This is a genomic window from Stenotrophomonas sp. PA-6-5C, assembly GCF_021605635.1.
GTDB lineage: Bacteria > Pseudomonadota > Gammaproteobacteria > Xanthomonadales > Xanthomonadaceae > Stenotrophomonas > Stenotrophomonas lactitubi.
The window spans coordinates 12,683-35,707 of the sequence record NZ_WKEE01000018.1 but is presented as its reverse complement, the minus strand read 5'-3'; the positions used below and the strand labels follow the sequence as shown (position 1 = coordinate 35,707).

The window sequence follows — 23,025 nt, the reverse complement described above, 5'->3', positions numbered from 1 at the left end:
CAGTCTAGCGCGGCCTGCGAATGGTCATTTTGCCGATGCAGCCGCCCTTGCCGCCACACCCGTGACCTTGGCCGGCATCCACATCCCCGGCGTCCAGCCACTGGCCTCCAGGATCGCCTTCGGGTTGTCCTGCTGGATCAGCGCACGCACAGCATCGCGCTTGCTGTCGGCCTGCAGGTAATACGCCTTGGCGATGCGATAGCCCACCCAGTAACCCAGGTCATACGGCTCCTGCGAACCCAGCGTGTGGTTGTACAACCAGGGCTTCAGATCGGTGCTGTCCATATCCAGCGCGAACGCGCTTTCGATATGCACCTCCTTGCCCCGCGTCCACCCGGCATGCCCACCATTGCCGACGTTGCCGGAGATCAGTTCGGCGATGAACTCGGCAACACCCTCGCCCAACGACTCGCGCAGCACTGTCGCCCGCGGGTCGCCTGCTTCGTACTCGCTCACGCCGGTCTGCTGGATATGCACGTACTCATGCGCGATCACGTGCACGAAGCGGTCCTGCGCGTTGGCGTTCATGAAATCTGCCGCGCACAGCGCTTCCAGGCCGATTACCACCCCGTTCGGATGCGTCATGCCCACCGGCTTGCCGCGCCCCACCACGATCGCCACCGGCGGGAACTTCGCCTGCGGGTAGATCGCCTGCAGGTTGGCGAACACCTGCACCAGTCGCTGCCGCACCGCCGGCAACTCCGCAAGGCAGGCCCGTCCATTGGCATACACCGCAGGGTCGCGCGCCATCGCGTCGGCCATGCGCTCGGCGGTCACCCGGCGCAGCTTCGCGAACTGGGCCAGGCTCGGCGTGCCCTGTGCCAGATACTGCTCCAGCTGGGCCGCGCTGGGCTTGCCGCCGGCCGCCTCGTACAACGCGTAGAAACGGGTGGCATCGGTGGTCAGGATTTCAGGCCCCGGCGCAGCCGCCCGGGCAGTGCCGACCACCCCGCCAAGGGCCAGGGCAAGCAGGCAACGCAACAACACGAACATGGCTCCGTCCTTGGTGGAGTGCACGCGAAGCGCGCAATCTATCACCGTGCCAGCGCATGCGCTGCCGTATCGTGCAACGCCCTACCCTGCTGTGCCAGACTCGCGGCGAGCGGCTGCCATGGAAGCAAGGGGAAGACAGGATGATGATCGTTCCAGCGTACTGGGCCGAAGCCCGTCTGCAGGACAGGTACAGGGGCCGACCAGTGGTGGTTCGCCGGTTTGGCTGGTCCGACGACGACCAGGATGCCGCGCAGGTCCATGCCGATGCGCGTGCGCGCGAAGCGCTTGATGACATCCTCAGCGGCCAGGCCGTGCCGCGTCGCGAGCGGCGAACCAACTACGGTGTCGAGGGCATCCCGATCCGCGAGCAGATCGTGCAGCGCAGGGATGATGTCATTGTCACCCGCAACAGCTACGGCGCATTGTGCCTGAACACCCCCGACGTGCTGTTTGCCGACATCGACCACGTGCCCACTCCGTCGGGCTGCGCTTTGCCGCTGCTCGGTGCACTCGGGCTGCTGGCAGCCGGTGCGCTGATCGGCGGGGCCCTGGGCAACTTCAATATCGGCCTGGGGGCCGGTGGCATCGCGATGGTGGTGGTCAACCAGATCATGTCACAGCGGCGCAAGCGCCGGCTGGCCCGGTCCGGTGGCGCCGAAGGCATCGCGCTGCAGCGCGTGCAGGCGTTCGTCGAACATCATCCGGGCTGGCACCTGCGCGCGTACCGCACCCCGGCCGGGCTGCGCGTGCTGGCGATGCATGCCACGTTCGAACCACAGGATGCGCAGGTGCATGCCTTCTTCAAGGCATTGGGCACCGACACGTTGTATGCACGCATGTGCACGCTGCAGCATTGCTTCCGTGCGCGGCTGACACCGAAGCCGTGGCGGCTTGGCATCATCGCCCGCATCCGTCCGCCAGTGGCGGCCTGGTCAGCCGAGCAGGCCAGCAACCCCGACCGTCTGGCGTGGATCGCCGAATACGAAAGGAAAAGTGCCGGCTTCGCTGCATGCGCCTATGTGCGCAGCTTCGGTGACGAGCGACGCGTTGACGCCAAGGCCGAACGCGTGCGCGACCTGCACGATCGGATGTCACGTGCACTGGATAACCTGCCGCTGGGATGAGCGCGGATCGCGCTCAGTGGCCACCCTGCACGAAGGGCTGACCCGCTAAAGTGGTTCCCACCTGCAGAGCGACCTGCTGCCCGTCCTTGGCGAAAGTACTGCTGCAGTTGCTGCCGCCCTTCTGGCAACCCACTTCCGGGAAACCCTCCAGTGCTTCGGGCGCATCGCGTGGCGGGCTCGCCTGCCACCCTGCGGCATCAAGCAGTCGCTTGGCCTTGGTATAGGGCATGCCGGCAGTAATGCCCAACGCTGCCAGCTCAGCCGGCAGCGGCTGGGCGAGTGCAGCGACCGGAACAACGGACATCGACAGCGATACGGCAAGGATGAAGGCCTTCATGGAGTGAACCCGTAGCGGACATCAGATGCGCAGCGTACCGCAGCTTTGTGGCCGGTCCATGCCTGCATCACAGATGGTTACGCAACACCCACAGGGGGATACCTGGCGCCGGCTGTGCCATCGCAGTTCAAGGCTCTTGTTCATGGCCCGGTCGTGCACTTCAATGCCTCCAGCGCAAGCTCCTGCTTCAAGCGATGCTGCAGCCAGTTGCTTCTGAAGCGGGCACGCGTTGCCTCCCCTTCTGGCAGCAATCGGGTCAACGCGTCACTCAGCGCGGGGCGCCACTGATCCGGTGCGAGCGCCAGGGCCTGCTGATTCACCTGCCCAATTGGCACGTGCTTCCATGGCAGCATCAGCGCCTTCTGCGATCTCGACAGGAACACCACATCAGGCCTGCCTTGGCGGCGCACTGTCACCGACATCACCGGATAATCGTCAGTCCACGCCACGCCTTCCCCCTTGAAGTGCTGCCGCACCCGCTGGTGCAGCCCTTGGACAGTCAACGTCCGACGGGCCCACGCCTGCTGATCGGCGAATGTGCACGATGCCGGAGGCACTGACCTCAGTTTCGGATCCAACTCCAGCATCGCGGCGCGATCAAGGCGGGCGGCAATCAGACTGATCGCGGCCTCCTTGGACAGCGGGGCAGCACCAATAGCCGCCTCGAACGCTTCGACGGCAGCGGCCGGCAATACCTGCTTGGGCAATTCCTGGTTTCCCGCCGAATCTGTGACACGAACACGCGTGGTGATTCCACGTACATCGCGCTCGATGCGCCAGTGCTCCGAAACACCTCCCCAGCCGGACCATTCGTAGGCCACATCGATGCGCATGGGCCCATCGGCTGCAGCAGCCATGGCGGCGGGACAGAGGGCTACGACAACGAGAAACCACGCCTTCATGAGACTCCTTGGAAAGCAGGTTCTGTGGAGCATTCGGCCATCCTGTAGAGGCAACCGGGCATGGCTGGGTGCTACACGACGCCGGAAACAGAAAGGCCGCCCCGGAGGGCGGCCTTGCCGGACTACTTTGCGTTCTTCACGTAAGTGTCGAACCAGTTGAGCATTTCATGGACCAGCTGCTCGTTCGACTCCAGCGCGGTGTACCAGTGCGGCTCGTTCGGCAGCATCACCAGGCGGGTGGTGCCACCATTGCCACGGATCGCCTGGTACAGCTTGCGCGACTGGAACGGCTCGGTGCCCGGGTTGGCATCGTCCTCGCCGTGGACCAGCAGCAGCGGCAGCTTGATCTTGTCGGCGTAGAAGAACGGCGAGGCCTTCAGGTACACGTCCTGCGCCTGCCACACCGAACGGCGTTCGTTCTGGAAGCCGAACGGGGTGAAGGTCTTGTTGTACGAGCCACTGGTCGCCACGCCGGCCTTGAACAGGTTGGTGTGGGCGATCAGGTTGGCGGTCATCAGGCCACCATGGCTGTGGCCGGTCACGCCGATGCGGTTGCGGTCGACCACGCCCAGTTCCACGGCCTTGTCCACCGCTGCCTTGGCGTCGGCTTCCAGCTGTTCGAGATAGGTGTCGTAGGCGTTCTTCGGGTCACCCACGATCGGGAACGAGGCGTTGTCGATGATCGCGTAGCCGGCCAGCAGCATCAGGCGGTATGGCTGCAGACGGGTGAAGGTCTGCTGCGAACCGGATACCTGCCCGGCCTGTGCGGCGTTGGCGAAGTCGGCCGGGTATGCGTACAGGATCGCCGGCACGCGCTGGCCTTCCTTGTAGCCCGGCGGCGTGTACAGGGTGAACGACAGGTCCACGCCATCGGCGCGCTTGTAGGTCACCAGGCGTTTCTGGATCTTCCGCACTTCCGGGGTCGGGTCGACCAGCGTGGTCAGCGCGGTCGCGGTGGACGCGAACTGTGCCTCACCGGTCTTCGCACCGGCCACTGCCTCACCCTGCTGGCGGATGAAGGCATTCGGCGGATCGATCACCGACTGGTGCCACGTCAGGTAGCGACCCGGCGCGCTGCTGAAGCCGAGGAACTGCTCGTAGGCGTCGGCACTGCTGCGGAACAGGCGCTCGCTCTTCAGCGAACCAAGGTCCAGGCGGTCCAGGAACGGACGGTCGCCCTGTGGCGATGCGCCACGGCCGCTGAGGAACACGAAGCTGCCTTCCTGGCGCACGACCTGTGCACCATTGGGAAGACGCCTGTAAACCAGGTTGCCGGGGTTGCCGTACAGCTCATCGCTGGACATGTCCCACAGCAGGCGACCTTCCTTCTTCGGCTGGTCCACATCGACGATGCGGGCCTGCATCCAGTGGCGGTTCTCGTCGTTCTCGAACTGGAACGACACGGCCGGGTCGGCCGACCACGCGAAGCCCTCGAAGCGCTGCGCAGTGCGGGCGATTTCCACCGGCTTGCCGGTGAACGGGGCCTTCAGCATCAGCACGCGATCGCGATGCGGCACGCTCACCTTCCAGTCGCCCTTGTCCAGCGCTTCGGCATAGACCAGGGTGGCCGGGTCGGTGGAGCGCCAGTCATAACTCCGCGGGCCTTCCGGCACACCGTGCACCGGCACCCGATCAGCCAACGGCAGGCTGGCCAGCACCGTGTTGCGGCCGTTGGCCAGGTCCAGCACCGCCACATCGTTGGCGAAGCGCTGGTAGGTCACGGCATGCGAGAACGGCGCCTTCAGGGTTTCGGTCAGCACATGCACGCCATCGGGTGCGGCGTTGACGTCGTTGTACAGCGCCGGCTGGCCAACTGGGCGCACGCTGCCGGCAGCGGCATCGACCACCGCCAGCTGCGAGGCACCGTAATAGGCGAACAGCTTTTCATCGTGCACGCTGGTCAGCGTGTCGCGCGCTTCATAGGTGCTGCTCTCGCCACTGCTGCCCAGCGATTCCTGCGCGTCCGGGCCTGTGGGCGTGCCGCCGTTGGACGGCGCCGCACCCTGGTTGGCCGGCACCAGCTTCACCAGCAGGCTCTGGCTGCCACCCAGCCACTGCACGGTGTACCCGAAGATCGGGTTCAGCTGCACATTCGGCACCTGCTTCACCTGGCCGGTAGCGGCGTCGCCCACCCACAGCTGCACGCTGGTATCAACCGCGTTCTGGAAGGCGAAATGGCTGCCGTCGGCCGACCACAGCGCGCCGGTGGCGCACCCCTGCGGCAGGTTGACCTTGGTGCTCTTGCCGCTGGCGATCTCGACCAGGGTGAAGTCGGCCACGCAGGCCGGAATGCCATAGCCGCCGGGGGTGTCGTGGCGGCTGCGGTTCTTCGGCTCCAGGCGCACGCCGGCCAGCTTCAGGTACGGCTGGGCCACGCGGGTGATGGACGGATAGGTCTGCGCGGTGGTCAGCAGCAGGCGCTGGCCGCTGGGATCGACGTTCGGTGCTGGCGGCGGCGGGGCCTTGAGCACCTTGAGCAGGTGTTCCGGCGGCTTGGCGTAGTCGGCGCAGGCCGGGCCGGCGGCCAGCAGGCCGAGCGTGGCAACGGCAACGGCCGCCGCCAGAGAGGTACGACGGATGAGCATCCTTTTCCCCTGGGGTGTGAGTTCGGTACCCGCACGGCGGGCATGGGCCGAATCTAGCACCCCCTGCGCACCGGGAAATGGGCCGGAAGGGCTAGTCGCCCCATCCTGCAAAGCGCGGACCCGCATGGCCCGGCCACCTCCCTGGATACCCCTCGCCTACTGCCGCGCGTGCAACTCCCACGTGGACAGATAATCGGGATCGATCACCGTCACGCCACTGGACCGCAACTGGTACTCACCCGGCGCGGCCGGCAGGTACTGGTCCAGCATCGGTGGCAGGTAGCGCTCATGTCCGTCATCGCCATCGGCCAGCACCAGCCCCTCTTCGGCACTGACCCTCAGCACGGTGCCTGCAAACTGCTCCAGCCCCTGTACCTGGCCATCGCCACCAAAACGGGTAACGCCCACCAGCACCAGCTTGCCAATCATCTGCTCGGCCTTGGCATCATCCAGATCCAGGGGCGGCAGGGCTCCTCTCGATTCGTTGCTCATCGTGCACCTCGGAAGCCTGCGTGGACATCGTGGACGAGATGCGCGCCCAGTGCTGCAAACGAAGCAGCGTCATGGGGCGTCTCGCATGCATGTAGTGGCTCTGCGTACTGCGGAATGCAGAACCAACCATCGGTGCTCAACTCACGGAAGAATTCTGTCTGACGCTGCATGAACCGCAGCAGCGGTTTCAGCAGTTTCGTCAACATCAGCGCACGCTACCTGGGCGACAGGCCGGTAGCTGATGCGGTAGATGTACGCGTGAACAGGACTGTGCATCGCGGGCCTCCTTGCCGGGGGAGTGGCCTCGCAGGGCCACGTTCAACGCTGCGCAATGTGCCGGAAACGAGTTGCGGAGTGCCGGTCGCGGGAAAGCGGCAGGCACACGCGCTACGTAAGGCCACGCCCGCGCTTGATCGTCTACACGATTGGATGCTGCCACCGCTCACGGAATGGCGAAGTGAAGAAGTTTCCCCGACATGCGGGGCATCCCATCGCCGCAACAGAAGGTGCTGGCGGTGAAGGACGCACTGGACGATCCTCCACCGCTACGCACCCATCGAAGCCGCACAACGGCCGCTGCGGGCGTGCCTGGGAGCCGTGCCATCAGCAACCGGCGCAGGGGCCACGCTAGAATGCACCCATGCGTACCGTCCATGCCCTTCGCTACATCACCCCCTTGCGGGAAGGTGGCTCACTGCCTGCCGTGGTCGAGACCGACGACGACGGCATGGCCGTACTCAAGTTCCGTGGTGCCGGCCAAGGGCCAAAGGCGCTGATCGCCGAACTGATCGCGGGCGAGATGGCGCGCGCGGTGGGCCTGCCGATTCCGGAGATCCTGTTCGTGGAGCTGGACAGCGAGTTCGCCCGCACCGAGCCCGACCCGGAGATCCAGGACCTGATCCGCGCCAGCGAGGGCCTGAACCTGGGTCTGGATTACCTGCCCGGCGCGATCAACTACGACCCGGCGGCAATGCCGGTGGACGCTGACCTGGCCTCGCGCATCGTCTGGTTCGATGCGTTCACCAGCAACGTCGACCGCACCACGCGCAATCCGAACCTGATGGTGTGGCACCGCAAGCTGTATCTGATCGACCACGGCGCGGCGATGTACTTCCATCACGACTGGGCCAACGCCGGCGATGCCTGCGAGAAGCCCTTCGTGCTGATCCGCGACCACGTGCTGCTGTCGTTCGCCAGCCGCATCGCCGAGGTGGATGCCGAACTGGCTGCGCGCCTGCCGGATGCGGAAATCGAGCGCATCGTCGGCCTGGTGCCGGACAGCTGGCTGGTCGATGAGCCGGCCTTCGACAGCCCCCAGGCCTACCGGCAGGGCTACATCAACTACCTGAAGCATCGCCTGAAGGTGCGTGCGGTGTTCGTGCAGGAGGCCATCCGTGCCCACGCTGCACACGTATGACTATGCCGTCATCCGCGTGGTACCGCGGGTGGAACGCGAGGAGTTCATCAACGTCGGGGTGATCGTGTCCTGCCCCGGCGCACGTCACCTGGAAGCGGCGATCGAGCTCGACGCCGCACGCCTGCAGGCCTTCGCGCCGGCGCTGGATATTGAAGCGCTGCAGCCGTGGCTGGATGCCATCGTGGCGATCTGCCGGGGCGATGCCAACGCCGGCCCGATCGCGCGGCTGCCGGCGCGCGCCCGCTTCCATTTCCTGACTGCCAAGCGCAGCTCGGTGGTGCAGATGTCCAGCACGCATGTGGGCCGCACGGCGGACCCGGCCGGCGTGGTCGAACACCTGATGGCAAAGATGGTGCGGGTGCCGACCTAGCGCGCTACTTGCCGTTGCCCCAGCGTGCGGTCATTTCGCTGCGGATCGGCGTGCGCTCGGTGTTGCTGTCCGTTGCGGTGAAGCGCATCGCCTTGACCGCGTTCAACGCCCAGCCGCTGAAGGCCGTCGACGGCTTGGCATCCACCACCTTTACGTCATACGTGCGGCCGCGCTTGTTGACCGAATAGGCCACTGTCACCTCGTCAGCGAACTGCACACGCCCGGGATCGGCATTCAGTTGTGGGCGGAACGTGCCCTCCACCGGCTTCCAGTACGTCAACGCTTCGGCCTGCTGCAGCAGCAGCGGTTCAACGGTGGCGGCGATGGCCATCGGACTCATCGCCAGGGCGAGCGCGATTGCAGCAGCGCGGAGCAGCATCGGAGGCATGGTTGTCATTCCTTGTACGCCAGTGGTCGGTACCCAAGCGTACGCCATCACGGACTTTTCCGGTTCACCGCTACGGTCACCGCGAAGTAGGGAATCGCGCTCCACTGCCCGCGCGGATGATGCAGCGACTCCACGCCCATGCCGATCTGGTAGTTCACGCTGCCGGGCTGCTGGCGCCAGAAATAAGGCGCGCCGTTGCTCCAGCCGCAGCAGACATAGGTCAATGACGGCATACCGAAGGTCTGCTGCAGGTAGGCTTCAATCCTCGCCGCCGAAGCGCCGCTGACGCGATACCGCGCTTCCATCGGCTGGAGGTAGGAAGCATCGTCCTGCGTGCAGCCGACGTATTCCAGCTCGGCGGGCTTTCTCCCCATCGCCTGCAGGAAATCCTGACAGACGGTGTCGGGCCGGGCCAGGCCTTCGGCGCGGCCGTGCAACTCCCACTCGGCGATCGCAGCGGCGGGCGTCTGTGCGCTGGCGGTGACGACGCTGCCGATCAGCAAAAGATGCAACACGGTGATGGCAGCTCCTCTGCAAGCGTGGCAAGACGTCATCGTAAACGACCGGCGCCTCCACCCGCTGCGCAGGCTTCCGTCAACGCTCACGCGCCATGCTCTGTTCGGTGAAGCGCGCCACGCAGAAATCCAGGAAGCTACGCAGCTTCGGCGTCACCTGGCGATGGCGGGGATACAGCAGGTTGATCGAGGTGGACACGGGCACGAATCGAGGCAGCACCTCCACCAGTCCGCCGCTGGCCAGAACGGCAGACATCATCTCAAACGGCTGCAGGATCAGTCCCAGCCCACCGACCGCAGCGGTCAGCAGCGGCTCGGCCTGGTTGACCATGAAGCGACTGGAAACCGGCACGGTCAACACGCCGCCCTGTGGGTCATGGAAGCTCCACCGCGTGCGGATCACCGAGTGGGCGAAGCCCAGGCATTCGTGCCGGCTCAGGTCCTGCGGGTGGACGATAGGTGGTCGTGCAGCCAGATAGCCGGGTGCAGCGCACAGCGCCAGCGGGTACGGGCCCAGCCGCCGCGCGACCAGGCCACTGTCGGCGAGATCACCCGTGCGGAACACCAGGTCGTAGCCGTCTTCAACCACGTTGACCAGGCTGTTGGACAGGTTCAGATCCACCTGCACATCGGGATACTGCTGCATGTAGGCCACCACCGCCGGCCCCAGCGCGTGCACGCCGAAGGTGACCGGCGCACTGATCCGCAGCCGGCCCATCGGTCGCCCGCGCGCGATCTCGGCCAGCTGCTCGGCACTCTCCACTTCTTCCAGGATGACCCGGGCACGAGCCAGGTACGCCTGCCCGAAGTCGGTCAGGCTCTGCTTGCGCGTGGTGCGGTTGAGCAGGCGCACGCCCAGATGCTGCTCCAGCGTCTGCACATGCTTGCCGACCAGTTGCGGCGACAGATCCAATGCGTCGGCAGCGGCCGCGAACGAGCCAACCTCGGCCACCTTGGCGAAGCTGCGCAGGGGTACGATCAGGTCCATTGCAAACTATTGTTTTTCAATGAAACGCCAGATTACCCCTTCTTTCGCTCGCCGACCACGCGCACAGTAGCGCTCTGTTCCCCCTGCCCGGCCACCGGCCGGCGTTCCCTTTGGAGACCCCCATGACCCAGGTTGTCCGCATCCACGCCTATGGCGACGCCGATGTGCTGCGCGTTGACGATATCGACGTACCCGCTCCTGCCGCCGATGAGATCCAGATCCGGGTCAAGGCCATCGGCCTGAACCGCGCCGAGGTGATGTTCCGCAACGGCGCCTATCTGCAGCAGGCAGAGTTCCCGAGCCGCCTGGGCTATGAAGCGGCGGGCCTGGTTGAAGCCGCAGGCAGCGCGGTGACCGGTTTCGCTGTAGGCGATGCTGTCAGCGTCGTGCCGCCGTTGGATATCGCCCGCTGGGGCACCTACGGCGAGCTGGCCAACGTGCCGGCGCGGCTGGTGGTGAAGCATCCGTCGTCGCTGGGCTTCGAGCAGGCCGCTGCGGTGTGGATGCAGTACGTCACCGCCTGGGGCGCGCTGCTGGAGCAGGCCAAGCTGGCTGCCGGCGATTTCGTCATCATCACTGCAGCGTCAAGCAGCGTTGGCCTGGCCGCCATCCAGATCGCCAATGCGGTAGGCGCGACGCCGATCGCGGTAACCCGTGGCCCGGGCAAGCGTCAGGCGCTGCTCGATGCCGGTGCCGCTCATGTCATCGCCACCCAGGAGCAGGACCTGGTGGCGGAAGTTGCCCGCGTCACCGCAGGTGCTGGCGCACGCGTGGTATTCGACCCCATCGGCGGCCCGCAGTTCGTGCCGCTCACCGAGGCGATGGCACGCGGTGGCATCCTGCTGGAGTATGGCGCGCTGAGCAGCGAGCCGACGCCGTTCCCGCTGTTCAACGTACTGGGCAAGTCGCTGACGCTGAAGGGCTACCTGTACTCGGAAATCGTGTCCGATGACGCGGCGCTGGCGCGTGCGAAGGCGTTCATCGTCGATGGCCTGGACAAGGGCGTGCTGGCACCGCTGATCGCCAAGGTGTTTACGTTCGCGCAGATCCAGGACGCACACCGCTACCTGGAATCGAACGAGCAGATCGGCAAGGTGGTGGTGACGGTTTAACCGGTTGCGCGATACCCCTGTGGCGTTGGGAATGTACCCGCCCACCGGGGCGTCAATGCCGCTCGTGGTGTTGCCCGCACTGGCGGCTCATCGCGGCAACGCATACGCCATCACGTAATCCCCGGCGGGCGTCTCCATGAAATGGTGCCCGCCGGCCATGATCACCACATACTGCCGCCCGCCCTGCTCGTACACCATCGGGTTGGCCTGGCCGCCCGCCGGCAGCGTGGTGTGCCACAGCTCCTTGCCGGTCTTCAGGTCGATGGCGCGCAGCAGGTCGTCGGTCGCTGCGGCGATGAAGATCAGGCCGCTGGCGGTCACCACCGAGCCACCATTGTTCGGCGTGCCGATTTCAATGGGCAGGCCGGAGCGGATGCCGAAGGGGCCGTTGCCGCGTGCGCTGCCGAACGGCCGATCCCACAGCAACTTGCCACTGCGCAGGTCGATCGCACGGATGCCGCCATAGGGCGGCTGCTTGCACAGCAGGCCGGTGAACGGCAGCCGCCAACCGGCATTGACGTCGATGCCATAGGGCGTTCCCACCTGCGGGTCCCCTGCCCCTTCGGCACCGCCCTTGTCCGCGCGGATCTGCTCACGCGGCAGCCAGCCCCTGCGATCGGCCTCGGCGCGCGGCACCAGCCGGTTGTAGTTGGGCATGTCGTTGTAGTTGGCCACGATCACGCCGCGCCGCGTATCGATGGCCACGCTGCCCCAGTCCGAGCCGCCGTTGTAGCCGGGGTATTCGATGGAATGGTGATCGCTGCTGGGCGGCGTGTAGAAACCTTCGTAATGCGCCTTGCGGAACTGGATACGGCAGACCAGCTGGTCGATGGGAGTGATGCCCCACATGTCGCGCTCGGTCAGCGCGTCGTCGCGCCGCAGCGTGTGGTACAGCGAGAACAGCTGGGCGGCGGCGCGCTGCTCGGGCTCTACGCCGCCCTGCGGCACCTTGCGCTCTTCGGCCGGGGTCAGCAGCTGGCCGTTGCGACGGTCGAGGATGTACATGTCGCCCTGCTTGGTGGGCAGCAGGATTGCCGGCACCTTGCCGGATGCCGTCGGGTAGTCGATCAGGCTGGCCTGCGAACCCAGGTCGTAATCCCAGACGTCCTTGCGCACCGCCTGGAAATGCCAGACCGGCTTGCCGGTGGCTACATCGATGGCGACCAGCGAGGTCGCGTATCTGTTCTGGTTCTCCGTGCGCGAGCCACTCCAGTAGTCGCCCGCGGCATTGCCCATCGGCAGGTATACCAGGCCCAGCGCTTCATCGCCGGTAGCGGTTGTCCACATGTTCGGTGTGCCACGCGTATAGGTCTGCTCGCGCGGTGGCAGGCCGCTGCGCTCGGGCTGGTCCATGTCCCACGCCCAGCGCAGCTTGCCGCTGACCGCATCGTAGGCCTGGATGACGCCGGAGGGCGCGTCGCGGCGCTGTCCGTCCAGTACCTGATGCCCGGTGACGACGACACCGCGGACGATCGCCGGTGGCGAGGTGATCGAGACGTAACCCGGTGGCACCTCGCCCATGCCCAGGGTGATGTCGACCTGGCCGTTGTTGCCGAAATTCGCACAGGGGCGACCGCTGTCGGCGTCCACCGCGATCAAGCGGCCATCCAGCGTGCCTTCGATGATGCGCGCGCTGCAGGCGGCGCGGCTGCCGGGTGCAGCGCTCCGGCTGGTACGGGTCGGCGGTGGTGCAGGCAGCGCGAGATCGGCGGCCACGTCAGCCAGCGCGGCATCGGCGAGGGTCGGTGCGCTGGGCTGTTCGTAATAGGACACACCACGGCAAGCGGCCGTGTACGGGATCGAGGCATCCTTCACCTTCGGATCGAACCGCCATAGTTCCTTGCCGCTGCCGGCATCGAGCGCGATCAGCTGATTGCGGGCGGTGCACAGGTACACCCGGTCACCGATCTTCAGTGGCGTGGTTTCCGCACCCCAGCGCTTCTTGGGCAGGTCGCCGGTACGGAACTGCCACGCCAGTTGCAGGGTGCCTACGTTTTCAGGGGTGATCTGCTGCAGCGGCGAATAGCGGGTCGCCGCATTGCTGCGCCCCCAGGCCGGCCAGTCGCCCTCCACCGGCTGGTCGGCCGGCTGCAGACCGGTGGTATCACGGGTCGGATCGAGCCCGGCGCTGACCGCCGGCTCCGGGAACGGCTGGTGCCCGTCAACCAGGCCATGGGGGGCGAACGCGAGCCCGAAGGCGGCCACGAACACCAGCATCAGCACAGCGGCCACGCTGCGTGAAAGGCGCTTGGGTACCGGCGCCTGCAGGGTCGGGGCCAGCAACGCCAGGACGATGCCGAGCGCGGTCACCAGGCCCAGCCGTGGCACCCAGCGCCAGTAATCGCTGCCCGATTCCCACCAGGTCCACAGCAGGCTGCCGAGGAAGACCAGTGCGTACAGCAGCGCACCGCTGCGACGATTGCCCCACAACAGGATGCCGCAGACCAGCAGGCCGAGGCCGGCGATGGCGTAGTACCACGAGCCCCCGAGGCTGGCCAGCCAGCCACCGAGCCCGCCGATGATCAGGCCGAGCGCGATCAGCAACAGGGCCACGACTGTGATGAGCGGGTGGCGGGATGTGGGCGTTGCGGCGGACGCGGACTGCGACGTGGCGGACATCGACGATCTCCGGGGGCAGCATGCGCCCTTATGCCACCGTCACCGTGAAGTGCGTGCGTATTTTCGACGGCTGACACGACGACGCCGGCACAAGGCCGGCGTCGTCGGGTACCTCAGTGTCGCGGCAGGATCACTCCTGCGCGGCGTCCTCGCTGCTGGCAGCAGCCGGTGCGCCGTCGGTCGCGGCCGGGGCGGTCGCGGCCACCTCGTCCTCGTCCTCGTCGATCGAGGCATCCATGCGCTCCACCGCCTGCAGCTTCTCGTCCTTGGACAGGCGGATCAGGGTCACGCCCTGGGTGTTGCGGCCGACGCGGCTGATTTCCGAACCACGCGTACGCACCAGGGTGCCACCGTCGGAGATCAGCAGGACTTCATCGTCGGTCCCCATCAGCACCGCGGCAACCAGCTTGCCATTGCGCTCGGTGGTCTGGATGCCGATGACGCCCTGCGTGCCACGCCCCTTGCGAGGGTAATCCGGCAGCGGGGTGCGCTTGCCGTAGCCGTTTTCGGTGGCGGTGAGGATGTACCGCAGGTTGGCATCGTCGGCACCTTCGATCACCGTCTCGCCCGTGGCGATGGCCTCCTCGACACCGTTGTCGTCCTCGCTCTCATCCTCAACGCCGCCAGCACTCTCGGCCACGATCAGGCTGACCACTTCCTCGCCGGCCGGCATCCTGATGCCACGCACGCCGGTAGCGGTACGACCCATCGAGCGGACCTTGTCTTCACCGAAGCGCACGGTCTTGCCGTTGGAGGCGAACAGCAGGATGTCACGCTCGCCATCGGTCAGGCCGACGCCGACCAGGGCATCGCCCTCGTCGAGGTTGATCGCGATCTTGCCGCGGGCCAGACGGAAGGCGAACTCGCCCAACGGGGTCTTCTTGACCGTACCGTTCTTGGTGGCGAAGAACACGAACTGGCCATCAGCGTACTCGCGCACCGGCAGCACGGCCTGCACGCGTTCGCCGGGCTCCAGCGGGATCCAGTTGATGATCGGACGACCGCGGGCGTTGGAACCAGCTTCGGGCAGCTGGTACACCGGCAGCCAGAACACCTTGCCCGAACTGGTGAAGGTCAACAGCGTGTCGTGCGTGTTGACCAGCCACAGCTGTTCGATGAAATCCTCTTCCTTGGTCGACGCCGCGCTGCGGCCACGGCCGCCACGGCGCTGCGCGCGGTACACGCTCACCGGTTGGCGCTTCACGTAGCCGGCGTGGGAGACGGTGACCACCACGTCTTCCGGGGCGATCAGGTCGAGGATGTCCAGATCTTCTTCGCTGTGGCGGATCTCGGTACGGCGCTCGTCACCGAACTCGGCACGCACGTTGATCAGCTCTTCGCGGATCACCTGCAGCAGGCGGTCGGGATCTTCCAGGATATGGATCAGCCCGGCGATCACTTCCAGCAGCTGCTTGTATTCCTCGGTCAGGCGGTCCTGCTCCAGCCCGGTCAGGCGGTGCAGGCGCATTTCCAGGATCTGGGTCGCCTGGATCTCGGTCAGCTGGTAGCCGCCTTCGATCAGGCCCACACCCTTGGGCAGGTCATCGGGACGCGAGGCTTCGGCACCGGCGGCGCCGAGCATCGAACCAACCAGACCCGGCTCCCACAGGCGCGCAAGCATGCGCTCGCGTGCCTCGGTGGGGTTCGGCGAGGTCTTGATCAGTTCGATCATCTCGTCGATGTTGGCCAGCGCAACGGTCAGGCCTTCCAGCACGTGGGCACGGGCGCGCGCCTTGCGCAGCTCGAACACGGTGCGGCGGGTGACCACTTCGCGACGGTGGCGGACGAAGGCCTCCAGCATCTGCTTGAGGTTCATCAACTGCGGGCGGCCATCGACCAGCGCCACCATGTTGATGCCGAACACCGACTCCATCTGGGTCTGCTGGTAGAGGTTGTTGAGCACAACCTCGGCCGACTCGCCGCGCTTGATTTCGATGTAGATGCGCATGCCGTCCTTGTCGGACTCATCGCGCAGCTCGCTGATGCCTTCGATCTTCTTTTCCTTGACCAGCTCGGCGATCTTCTCGATCAGACGCGCCTTGTTCACCTGGTAAGGAATTTCAGTGACGATGATCGATTCGCGGCCGTTGTCGGCCACTTCGACATCGGCCTTGGCACGGATGCGCACGCGGCCACGACCGGTGCGGTAGCCGGCGATGATGCCGGCGGTGCCGTTGATGATGCCTGCGGTCGGGAAATCCGGGCCCGGGATGAACTCCATCAGGCCGTCGATATCGATTTCCGGATTGTCGATCAGCGCGATGCAGGCATTGATCGATTCGGTGAGGTTGTGCGGCGGAATGTTGGTCGCCATGCCCACCGCGATACCGGCCGAACCATTGACCAGCAGGTTCGGGAACCGGGTCGGCATGACCGTCGGCTCCAGTTCCTTTTCGTCGTAGTTGGGCTGGAAATCGACGGTTTCCTTGTCGATGTCCGCCATCAGCTCATGCGCGAGCCGCGACATGCGCGCCTCGGTGTATCGCATCGCCGCGGCGGAGTCGCCGTCGACCGAACCGAAGTTACCCTGGCCATCGACCAGCATGTAACGCAGCGAGAACGGCTGTGCCAGACGCACCAGCGTGTCGTACACCGACTGATCGCCATGCGGGTGGTACTTACCGATGACGTCACCGACGATACGTGCCGACTTGAAGTAGGGCTTGTTGCTGTGCGCGTTGAGTTCATTCATCGCAAACAGCACACGACGATGCACCGGCTTGAGGCCATCGCGCGCATCTGGCAGCGCGCGCCCCACGATCACGCTCATGGCGTAATCGAGGTAGCTCTTGCGCATCTCGTCTTCCAGGTTGACCTGGATGATTTCCTTGGCGGTTTCTGCCATTCGGGTTCCGTTGTCTGGTAGCGGTCCAGTCCGGCGCATCCACCCGGGGGCGGTCGTGCCGGAACCTCGATTCAACCGCTGGATTCTACCACACGGGGCCGTTTTCCGCCTGCTTTTACGGTGATTTTACCGGCACAAATCAGGAACTTAGGGGGTTCAGCAGCCCCTGTAGAGCCGAGCCCATGCTCGGCTGTGGTGGATTCCCCGGCTGAGCCGAGCATGGGCTCGGCTCTACAGACATGCTCGACCGCGCCCGCGTCAGCCGCCGAAGGCGGCGCGCATGTTCTCTGCGGTCGGGTTCAGGATCACCCCCCGCTCGGTCACGATGGCATCGATCAGCTCGCCCGGGGTGACATCGAACACCGGGTTCCAGGCAGCGATGCCCTCGGCCACGGTGCGGGTACCGCCCACGCCGTACAGTTCGCCCGGATCGCGCTGTTCGATCTCGATCTGGCTGCCGTCCACGGTATCCATGTCCACCGTCGAGGACGGCGCCACGACCATGAACTTCACCCCGTGGTGGCGGGCCGCGATGGCCAGCTGGTAGGTGCCGATCTTGTTGGCGGTATCGCCGTTGGCGCAGATCCGGTCGGCGCCGACGATCACCCACTGCACGGCACCGGTCTTCATCAGGTGCGAAGCGGCCGAGTCGGCGATCAGCGTCGCGTCGATGCCGTCCTGCTGCAGCTCCCACACGGTCAGGCGCGCACCCTGCAGCCACGGCCGGGTCTCGCCGGCGAACACGCGGGCGATGCGATCCTGGGCCATGCCGGCGCGGATCACGCCCAGCGCCGTACCGAAGCCGGCAGTGGCCAGCGAACCGGTATTGCAATGGGTCAACACGCCGCTGCCGGCATCGATCAGGCCGGCGCCGAGTGCACCCATATGGCGGTTGGCGGCCAGATCTTCTTCAGCGATGGCCTGTGCCTCGGCCTCCAGCAGCGCCTTCCAGTCGGCACCGGCAGCCCCCAGGCAACGCCGCATGCGTGCCAGCGCCCAGGCCAGGTTCACTGCGGTCGGGCGCGAGGCGTTCAACCGCTGCAGCGCCGGCTCCAGCTGCTGCAGGGCGTGCGTGCCGTCGGCGGCGTGCACATCGCGTGCGGCCAGCACCACACCCCAGGCGGCAGCGATGCCGATGGCCGGCGCGCCGCGCACGGTCAGGGCGTGGATGGCGGCGGCCACCTCATCACTGTCATGGCAGGCCACATGCTCGACCACGAACGGCAGCTTGCGCTGGTCAAGAAGTTGCAGGGTATCGCCGGTCCACAGGATCGGGCGGATGTGGTCGTAGCGGGCGTAGTCGAGGTCGGTGGCAGTGTTCATGGGCCCATTGTAGAGCCACGCCACGCGCGGATGGACCCGTCGGGATTCAGTTCACCGAGAATTCGGCGCGGCAGCCGCCGTCGACCCAGATGCCATTGCGGTTCCAGCCCCAGGTATTGCCTTCCTCGCACGGGGTGCTGGAAAGCTGGTTGGAGATGATGGCGCTGGTGGAGATGCTGGCGCCACAGAAGCGGCGCTTCTTGGACTTGGATTCGCAGGTCAGCCGGCGCGGCACGTCGACAAAACGGCCCTGCTCGTCGGCCACCTCGAAATCACCCTGGCAGCCCCGGGTGGTCCATACCTCATTGCGCTTGTAGCCCCAGCCCTGTCCTTCCCGGCACGGCAGCACCGACAGCTGCCGCAGCAGCCGCACCGGCGCACCATCCAGGCGTACAGGGCAACTCTGCGGGCGACCGTTGGACTCACAGCGCACGACCCGTCGCACCAGACGCTTGCGCCCCTCGGCCGAGGGCGCGGCACCGTTCTCTGCACGGCGCGCGCGGAACTCGGCGCGGCAGCCCAGGGTCACCCACACGCCACTGCGGTCGGTGCCCCACTCACTGCCACGGATGCAGCTGTTGCTGGACAACTGGCGGATCAGGTCGACACCGTTGCTGATGTCGATATCGCAGTGCACCCAGCCCATGTCGCGGGATTCGCAGGTCACCACTTCGCTGTCATAGCCAATCGACTGCGCCGATGCGGTCGACGGAAGCAGGCCACCCCATATCGCCACGGAGTACATCGGTGCAGCTACGACCGCAAACCACTTGACCAAAGCCTTCCCCATGAATGGATGAACCACGACGCAAGTGTGCGGTATCGGCTGTGATAAGAGCATCATCGTGCTTGCTGAATCAAGCGCGGAAAAGCGCGTTTTCGTTCAGCCTGCCAGGTCCATGGGAAATCGTCGGGTCATGCGTGGGCGAAATCGAATGCAAGTACATCTGCAATGCGCGGTGTACGGTGCATCGCCATCAACAGGCGATCGATGCCAACGGCAACGCCGGCACAGTCGGGCATCAAAGGCAGTGCATGCAGCAACGCTTCATCCAGCGCGGGCTGCACCTGTCCGCGGGCGTGGCGGCGCTGCAGGTCATGCTGGAAACGCGCGCGTTGTTCAGCCGCATCGTTCAGTTCGTGATAACCGTTGGCCAGTTCCACCGCGCCCAGGTACAGCTCGAAACGCTCGGCCAACGGCGGTGTGCCGGCGCGGATGCGCGCCAATGCCGCCTGGCTGGCGGGCCAGTCGTGGACGACGGTCATGACCGCGTCATCGAAATGCGGTTGGATACGGTGGGTCATCAACAGATCCAGCCAGTCATCGCGGGTCAGGCCCACCGGATCGATGTGCACCTCGCCCAGCGCGGCGCGCAGCGTTGCCTCATCGGCATCGAACGGGTCCACGCCGGCGTGCTGCTGGAACAGTTCGCGATAGCTCAGCACACGCAACGTCGCGCTGCGCCCCACCAGCGCCAGTGCCTGCCCCACCAGTTCCGCGGTTTCCTGCAGCAGCCGATGGTGGTCCCAGCCAAGCCGATACCACTCCAGCATGGTGAACTCGGGATTGTGTCGACCGCCTGCTTCGCCATTGCGGAACACCCGGCCCAGCTCATAGCAATCGCCCACGCCGGCAGCGAGCAGTCGCTTGAGCGGAAACTCCGGCGAGGTGCGCAGCCAGCGGCGGCGACCGCCCGCATCGACGTGGCCGCTGAAATCGGTGTGGAAGCTGTCGATGTTCGGCTCGGTGTTGCCCGCCACCGACAGGATCGGCGTTTCCACCTCCAGCACGCCACGCTCGGCGAAGAAGCGCCGCACCAGCGCATTGAGGGTGGCGCGCTGTTGCAGGCTGCGCAGCAGTGCTTCGCTCACAGGATGCCCTCCGTGCGCGGATGATCCAGCGGCAGGGTCAGCAGATCGCGGGTGTCATCGATGTAGCCGCTGGCCAGGTACAGGCGGCGCGCCAGTTCGTTGTGATGGTTGACCTCCAACCGCAGCCGGCTGACCCCACGCCCGCGCGCGCGCTGTTCGCAGATGGCCAGTGCCCGCTTGCCACGGCCACGGCCGCGCGCGCGATGGCTGAGATAGAGCTCGTCCAACAGCATGAAATGGCCGCCCTGCTCCAGGCTGAAGCCCATCGCGATCACCGCATAGCCGACGACGGCTGCGGCCTCGTCCAGCCACAGCAGCACTTCGCCGTTGCGCGGATCGGCCAGCAGCGCATCGACACCACGGCGCACGCGCGCATCGTCGAATTCGATCTTGTCTTCGGCGTAGAAATCGCGCATCAGCGCGATCAGCAGTTCCTCGTCGGCACGGGTGGCCAGGCGGAAATCCAGCGGGGCGGTCTGCATCAGTGTTCCTTTGCGGTTGCGTGCCGGGCGCCTGCGCGCCCGGCCGGTTCATCATTCGTGTTCGGCGAGGTAGGCCAGCAGGCGCTCTTCATCCCACACCGGAACGCCCAGCGCTTGCGCCTTGTCCAGCTTGGAACCGGCCTCGGTGCCGGCCACCACGAAACTGGTCTTCTTCGACACGCTGCCGGATACCTTGGCGCCCAGCGCCTCCAGGCGCTCCTTGGCGGTATCGCGATTGAGCTGGGCCAGCGTGCCGGTGAGCACCACCGTCTGCCCGTCCAGCGGCCCGGCCACCACTTCGGCCAGGGCCGGTGCGCTGGCCAGGATGTGCTTCATCTCCACTTCGGCTGCCAGCAGTATCGCGCCATGGCCCTCGCTGTCCAGCCAGTCGGCGACGCCGCGCGCGGTGTCATCGGGCAGGCCGGCATTGACGAACTGGCCCTGCTCGGCGTCCAGCACCGATTGTGCGCTGGGCAGTGCGGCGACCAGCTTCTCGGCACGCAGGCGGGTGATGCCGGGAATCTCCGCTTCAACCAGCAGCTGGGCCAGGTCAAGACCTTCGCGCAGCTTTGCGCTCGGCGGATGCACGTCGCTGATGCGTACCTGCCCCACCTGCAGCAGTGCATCGATGGCCTGCTGGTTGCCTTCCTGTTCGAAGAAGTGGCCCAGCGAGCGTGCCACCTCGCCACCGATATCCGGCACGCGCTTGAACAGCGGCCACGGCAGACGGCGGATCAACGCCAGATCGCCAAACCACTGTGCCAGTGCCTTGGCGGTGCTCTCGCCAACGTGCTCGATGCCCAGCGCGAACAGCAGCCGTTCCAGCGTCGCATCACGGCTGGCGTCGATCGCGGCAATCAGGTTGTCCGCCCACTTGGTGGCGATCTTCTTCGTGTTCCATTCGAAGGCTGCCGGCTGCGCCAATGCCTGCGCGCGCCATCGCGCATCGTTGCCATCCAGCTTCAACACGGCGTTGAGCACCGCGCCGCTGCCTTCGGCCGGCAGGTGCAGTTTCAGGCTGGCTGCGAGTGCGGAAGGGTCTTCAGCATCCAGCACCAGCTTCAGGTGCAGCAGCTGGTCGCGGCTGAGGCGGTACAGATCGGCCACGCTCTTGACGATGCCGGCGTCCACCAGGGTTTCGATGTACTTGTCGCCAAGGCCGTCGATATCCATCGCCCGCCGCGAAGCGAAGTGGGCGATGGCTTCCTTGCGCTGCGCCGGGCAGGACAGCTCGCCCGAGCAGCGCCACGCGGCGGCCCCCTCCTCGCGAACGATCTCCGAGCCGCACACCGGGCAGCTGGTCGGCATCTGCCAGGGCGTGGTACCCGCAGGACGACGGTCGAGGATGACGCTGACCACTTCCGGGATCACATCGCCGGCACGGCGCACGATCACGCTGTCGCCCACGCGCACGTCCAAGCGCGCGATCTGGTCAGCGTTGTGCAGGGTGGCGTTGGAGACGATCACCCCAGCCACTGCGACCGGCGCAAGACGTGCCACCGGGGTGGCAGCACCGGTGCGGCCGATCTGGATTTCGATGGCTTCCAGCGTGGTGCTCTGTTCCTGCGCCGGGAACTTGTGCGCAATGGCCCAGCGCGGTGCGCGCGAAACGAAGCCCATGGTCTGCTGGCCGGCGCGATCATCGAGCTTGTAGACCACGCCATCGATATCGAATGCCAAGCCGTCACGACGCTCGCCGATGTCCCGGTAGTACGCCAACAGGCCGTCGCTGCCCTCCACCACCTTGCACAGGTCGCTGACCGGGAAGCCCCATTCGCGCAGCTGTGCCAGCGTGCCCGAATGCGTATCGGGCAACTCACCGCCCTGCACGTCACCGGTACCGTAGGTGAAGAAACTGAGCCTGCGCTGCGCGCTGATCTTCGGGTCGAGCTGGCGCAGCGAACCGGCGGCGGCATTGCGCGGATTGGCCAGCACCTTGCCACCGTGCAGGCGCGCGCGCTCGTTGTAGGCCTCGAAATCGGCGCGGGCCATGTAGACCTCACCGCGCACCTCCAGCACATCCGGCCAGTCCTTGCCTTTCAGGCGCTTGGGGATGTCGCCGATCTCGCGCAGGTTGGCGGTCACGTCCTCGCCGGTGCTGCCATCGCCACGGGTGGCGCCCAGCACGAAATGGCCATCCTCGTAGCGCAGGCTGATCGCCAGGCCGTCCATCTTCGGTTCGGCGGAAAAACGCAGAGTGCCGCGGCGCAGACGCTCATCGATGCGGCGTACGAAGTCGGCGACTTCCTCATCGCTGAAGGCATTGGACAGCGACAACATCGGCACCGCATGGGTGACTTCGGCGAAGCGTCCCGACGGGCGGGCGCCCACCTGCTGGGTCGGGCTGTCGGCACGGGCAAGATCAGGATGCTCGCGCTCCAGCGCCTCCAGCTCACGCACCAGACGGTCGTAGTCGACATCGGGGATCTCCGGCGCATCCAGCTCGTGATAGGCGCGATTGGCCTGGGCGATCTGCCGGCGCAGGTCTTCAGCACGTTCGGCGGGGCTGGGGCTCATCGGAATCCGCGGGTTCTGGGATGGCCGTGAATTCTACCGCGCCTGCGCGTCAGGCCCTGTCTGTAGCGTCGAGCAAGGCTCAACGGGCAGCGAACAGCAGTCGAGCGTGGCACCGGCTCTACGCAACCGCTTGCCGGCAATCAC

The 23,025-nt window shown here is 66.1% G+C and carries 20 protein-coding genes; 4 read left to right on the top strand and 16 right to left on the bottom strand.

The genetic code is table 11. From position 1 onward, the window contains the following. Nucleotides 1–24: 24 nt before the first annotated feature. Nucleotides 25–993, bottom strand: coding sequence for a DUF2268 domain-containing putative Zn-dependent protease (locus tag GIW57_RS09930; protein WP_236510366.1), 969 nt, complete (start codon nt 991–993; stop codon nt 25–27). A 140-nt stretch (nt 994–1,133) separates the two neighbouring features. Here GIW57_RS09930 and GIW57_RS09925 point away from each other — a divergent pair, with 140 nt between their 5' ends. Further along, a complete protein-coding gene (locus GIW57_RS09925; RefSeq protein WP_236510364.1) occupies nt 1,134–2,117 on the top strand; it encodes a hypothetical protein in 984 nt (327 codons plus the stop codon). Nucleotides 2,118–2,130: 13 nt separating this feature from the next. Here GIW57_RS09925 and GIW57_RS09920 read toward each other — a convergent pair whose 3' ends face one another. The 5 genes from GIW57_RS09920 to GIW57_RS09900 form a co-directional block, all read right to left on the bottom strand. After that, nucleotides 2,131–2,454, bottom strand: a complete 324-nt coding sequence (locus GIW57_RS09920) for a hypothetical protein (RefSeq protein ID WP_236510360.1) — start codon at nt 2,452–2,454, stop codon at nt 2,131–2,133. 140 nt (nt 2,455–2,594) lie between these two features. Beyond that, nucleotides 2,595–3,356, bottom strand: a complete 762-nt coding sequence (locus GIW57_RS09915) for a hypothetical protein (RefSeq protein WP_100460423.1) — start codon at nt 3,354–3,356, stop codon at nt 2,595–2,597. A 122-nt stretch (nt 3,357–3,478) separates the two neighbouring features. Beyond that, nucleotides 3,479–5,941: a prolyl oligopeptidase family serine peptidase gene (locus GIW57_RS09910; protein WP_236510357.1), complete on the bottom strand. Its 2,463-nt coding sequence runs from the start codon at nt 5,939–5,941 to the stop codon at nt 3,479–3,481. Nucleotides 5,942–6,097: 156 nt separating this feature from the next. Next, nucleotides 6,098–6,433 (bottom strand): hypothetical protein, encoded by a 336-nt coding sequence (locus GIW57_RS09905; RefSeq protein WP_089236083.1) that lies wholly within the window; start codon nt 6,431–6,433, stop codon nt 6,098–6,100. Further along, nucleotides 6,430–6,639, bottom strand: a complete 210-nt coding sequence (locus GIW57_RS09900; RefSeq protein ID WP_236510354.1) for a hypothetical protein — start codon at nt 6,637–6,639, stop codon at nt 6,430–6,432. Before GIW57_RS09900 ends, GIW57_RS09905 begins: the two co-directional genes overlap by 4 nt. A gap of 434 nt (nt 6,640–7,073) precedes the next feature. Here GIW57_RS09900 and GIW57_RS09895 point away from each other — a divergent pair, with 434 nt between their 5' ends. Together GIW57_RS09895 and GIW57_RS09890 are read left to right on the top strand one after the other, a co-directional pair. Beyond that, a complete protein-coding gene (locus GIW57_RS09895) occupies nt 7,074–7,850 on the top strand; it encodes a HipA family kinase (RefSeq protein ID WP_032976287.1) in 777 nt (258 codons plus the stop codon). Then, nucleotides 7,828–8,220, top strand: a complete 393-nt coding sequence (locus GIW57_RS09890; RefSeq protein ID WP_100460425.1) for a DUF3037 domain-containing protein — start codon at nt 7,828–7,830, stop codon at nt 8,218–8,220. The genes GIW57_RS09895 and GIW57_RS09890 overlap by 23 nt, the downstream gene beginning before the upstream one ends. A gap of 4 nt (nt 8,221–8,224) precedes the next feature. Here the strand turns inward: GIW57_RS09890 and GIW57_RS09885 are convergent, their stop codons facing one another. The 3 genes from GIW57_RS09885 to GIW57_RS09875 all read right to left on the bottom strand — a co-directional run bounded on the left by GIW57_RS09885 (nt 8,225) and on the right by GIW57_RS09875 (nt 10,111). Next, complete coding sequence (locus GIW57_RS09885; protein ID WP_100460426.1) at nt 8,225–8,608, bottom strand: energy transducer TonB; 384 nt, start codon at nt 8,606–8,608, stop codon at nt 8,225–8,227. A 47-nt stretch (nt 8,609–8,655) separates the two neighbouring features. Continuing rightward, a complete protein-coding gene (locus GIW57_RS09880; RefSeq protein WP_236510351.1) occupies nt 8,656–9,123 on the bottom strand; it encodes a DUF4952 domain-containing protein in 468 nt (155 codons plus the stop codon). 79 nt (nt 9,124–9,202) lie between these two features. Beyond that, on the bottom strand, nt 9,203–10,111 hold the full coding sequence (locus GIW57_RS09875) for a LysR substrate-binding domain-containing protein (protein ID WP_236510348.1): 909 nt from the start codon (nt 10,109–10,111) through the stop codon (nt 9,203–9,205). 122 nt (nt 10,112–10,233) lie between these two features. Here GIW57_RS09875 and GIW57_RS09870 point away from each other — a divergent pair, with 122 nt between their 5' ends. Then, nucleotides 10,234–11,223 carry a zinc-dependent alcohol dehydrogenase family protein gene (locus tag GIW57_RS09870; RefSeq protein WP_236510345.1) on the top strand — a complete coding sequence of 330 codons (990 nt, stop codon included), beginning with the start codon at nt 10,234–10,236 and terminating at the stop codon, nt 11,221–11,223. A gap of 87 nt (nt 11,224–11,310) precedes the next feature. Here GIW57_RS09870 and GIW57_RS09865 read toward each other — a convergent pair whose 3' ends face one another. The 7 genes from GIW57_RS09865 to ligA all read right to left on the bottom strand — a co-directional run bounded on the left by GIW57_RS09865 (nt 11,311) and on the right by ligA (nt 22,887). Next, nucleotides 11,311–13,842 (bottom strand): membrane-bound PQQ-dependent dehydrogenase, glucose/quinate/shikimate family, encoded by a 2,532-nt coding sequence (locus tag GIW57_RS09865; protein WP_236510343.1) that lies wholly within the window; start codon nt 13,840–13,842, stop codon nt 11,311–11,313. 130 nt (nt 13,843–13,972) lie between these two features. Then, complete coding sequence (gene gyrA, locus GIW57_RS09860; protein WP_236510340.1) at nt 13,973–16,687, bottom strand: DNA gyrase subunit A; 2,715 nt, start codon at nt 16,685–16,687, stop codon at nt 13,973–13,975. Nucleotides 16,688–16,945: 258 nt separating this feature from the next. After that, nucleotides 16,946–18,010, bottom strand: coding sequence for an S-methyl-5-thioribose-1-phosphate isomerase (gene mtnA, locus GIW57_RS09855; protein ID WP_236510337.1), 1,065 nt, complete (start codon nt 18,008–18,010; stop codon nt 16,946–16,948). A 46-nt stretch (nt 18,011–18,056) separates the two neighbouring features. Beyond that, nucleotides 18,057–18,788, bottom strand: a complete 732-nt coding sequence (locus GIW57_RS09850; protein ID WP_236510474.1) for a DUF3011 domain-containing protein — start codon at nt 18,786–18,788, stop codon at nt 18,057–18,059. Between the two features lie 137 nt (nt 18,789–18,925). Beyond that, a complete protein-coding gene (gene epmA, locus GIW57_RS09845) occupies nt 18,926–19,882 on the bottom strand; it encodes an EF-P lysine aminoacylase EpmA (protein ID WP_100460433.1) in 957 nt (318 codons plus the stop codon). After that, on the bottom strand, nt 19,879–20,364 hold the full coding sequence (locus GIW57_RS09840; protein WP_100460434.1) for a GNAT family N-acetyltransferase: 486 nt from the start codon (nt 20,362–20,364) through the stop codon (nt 19,879–19,881). Before GIW57_RS09840 ends, epmA begins: the two co-directional genes overlap by 4 nt. 51 nt (nt 20,365–20,415) lie before the next feature. Then, the gene (gene ligA / locus GIW57_RS09835; protein WP_236510471.1) at nt 20,416–22,887 is read right to left on the bottom strand and encodes an NAD-dependent DNA ligase LigA; all 2,472 of its coding nucleotides are present in this window, start codon (nt 22,885–22,887) and stop codon (nt 20,416–20,418) included. Nucleotides 22,888–23,025 lie beyond the last annotated feature (138 nt).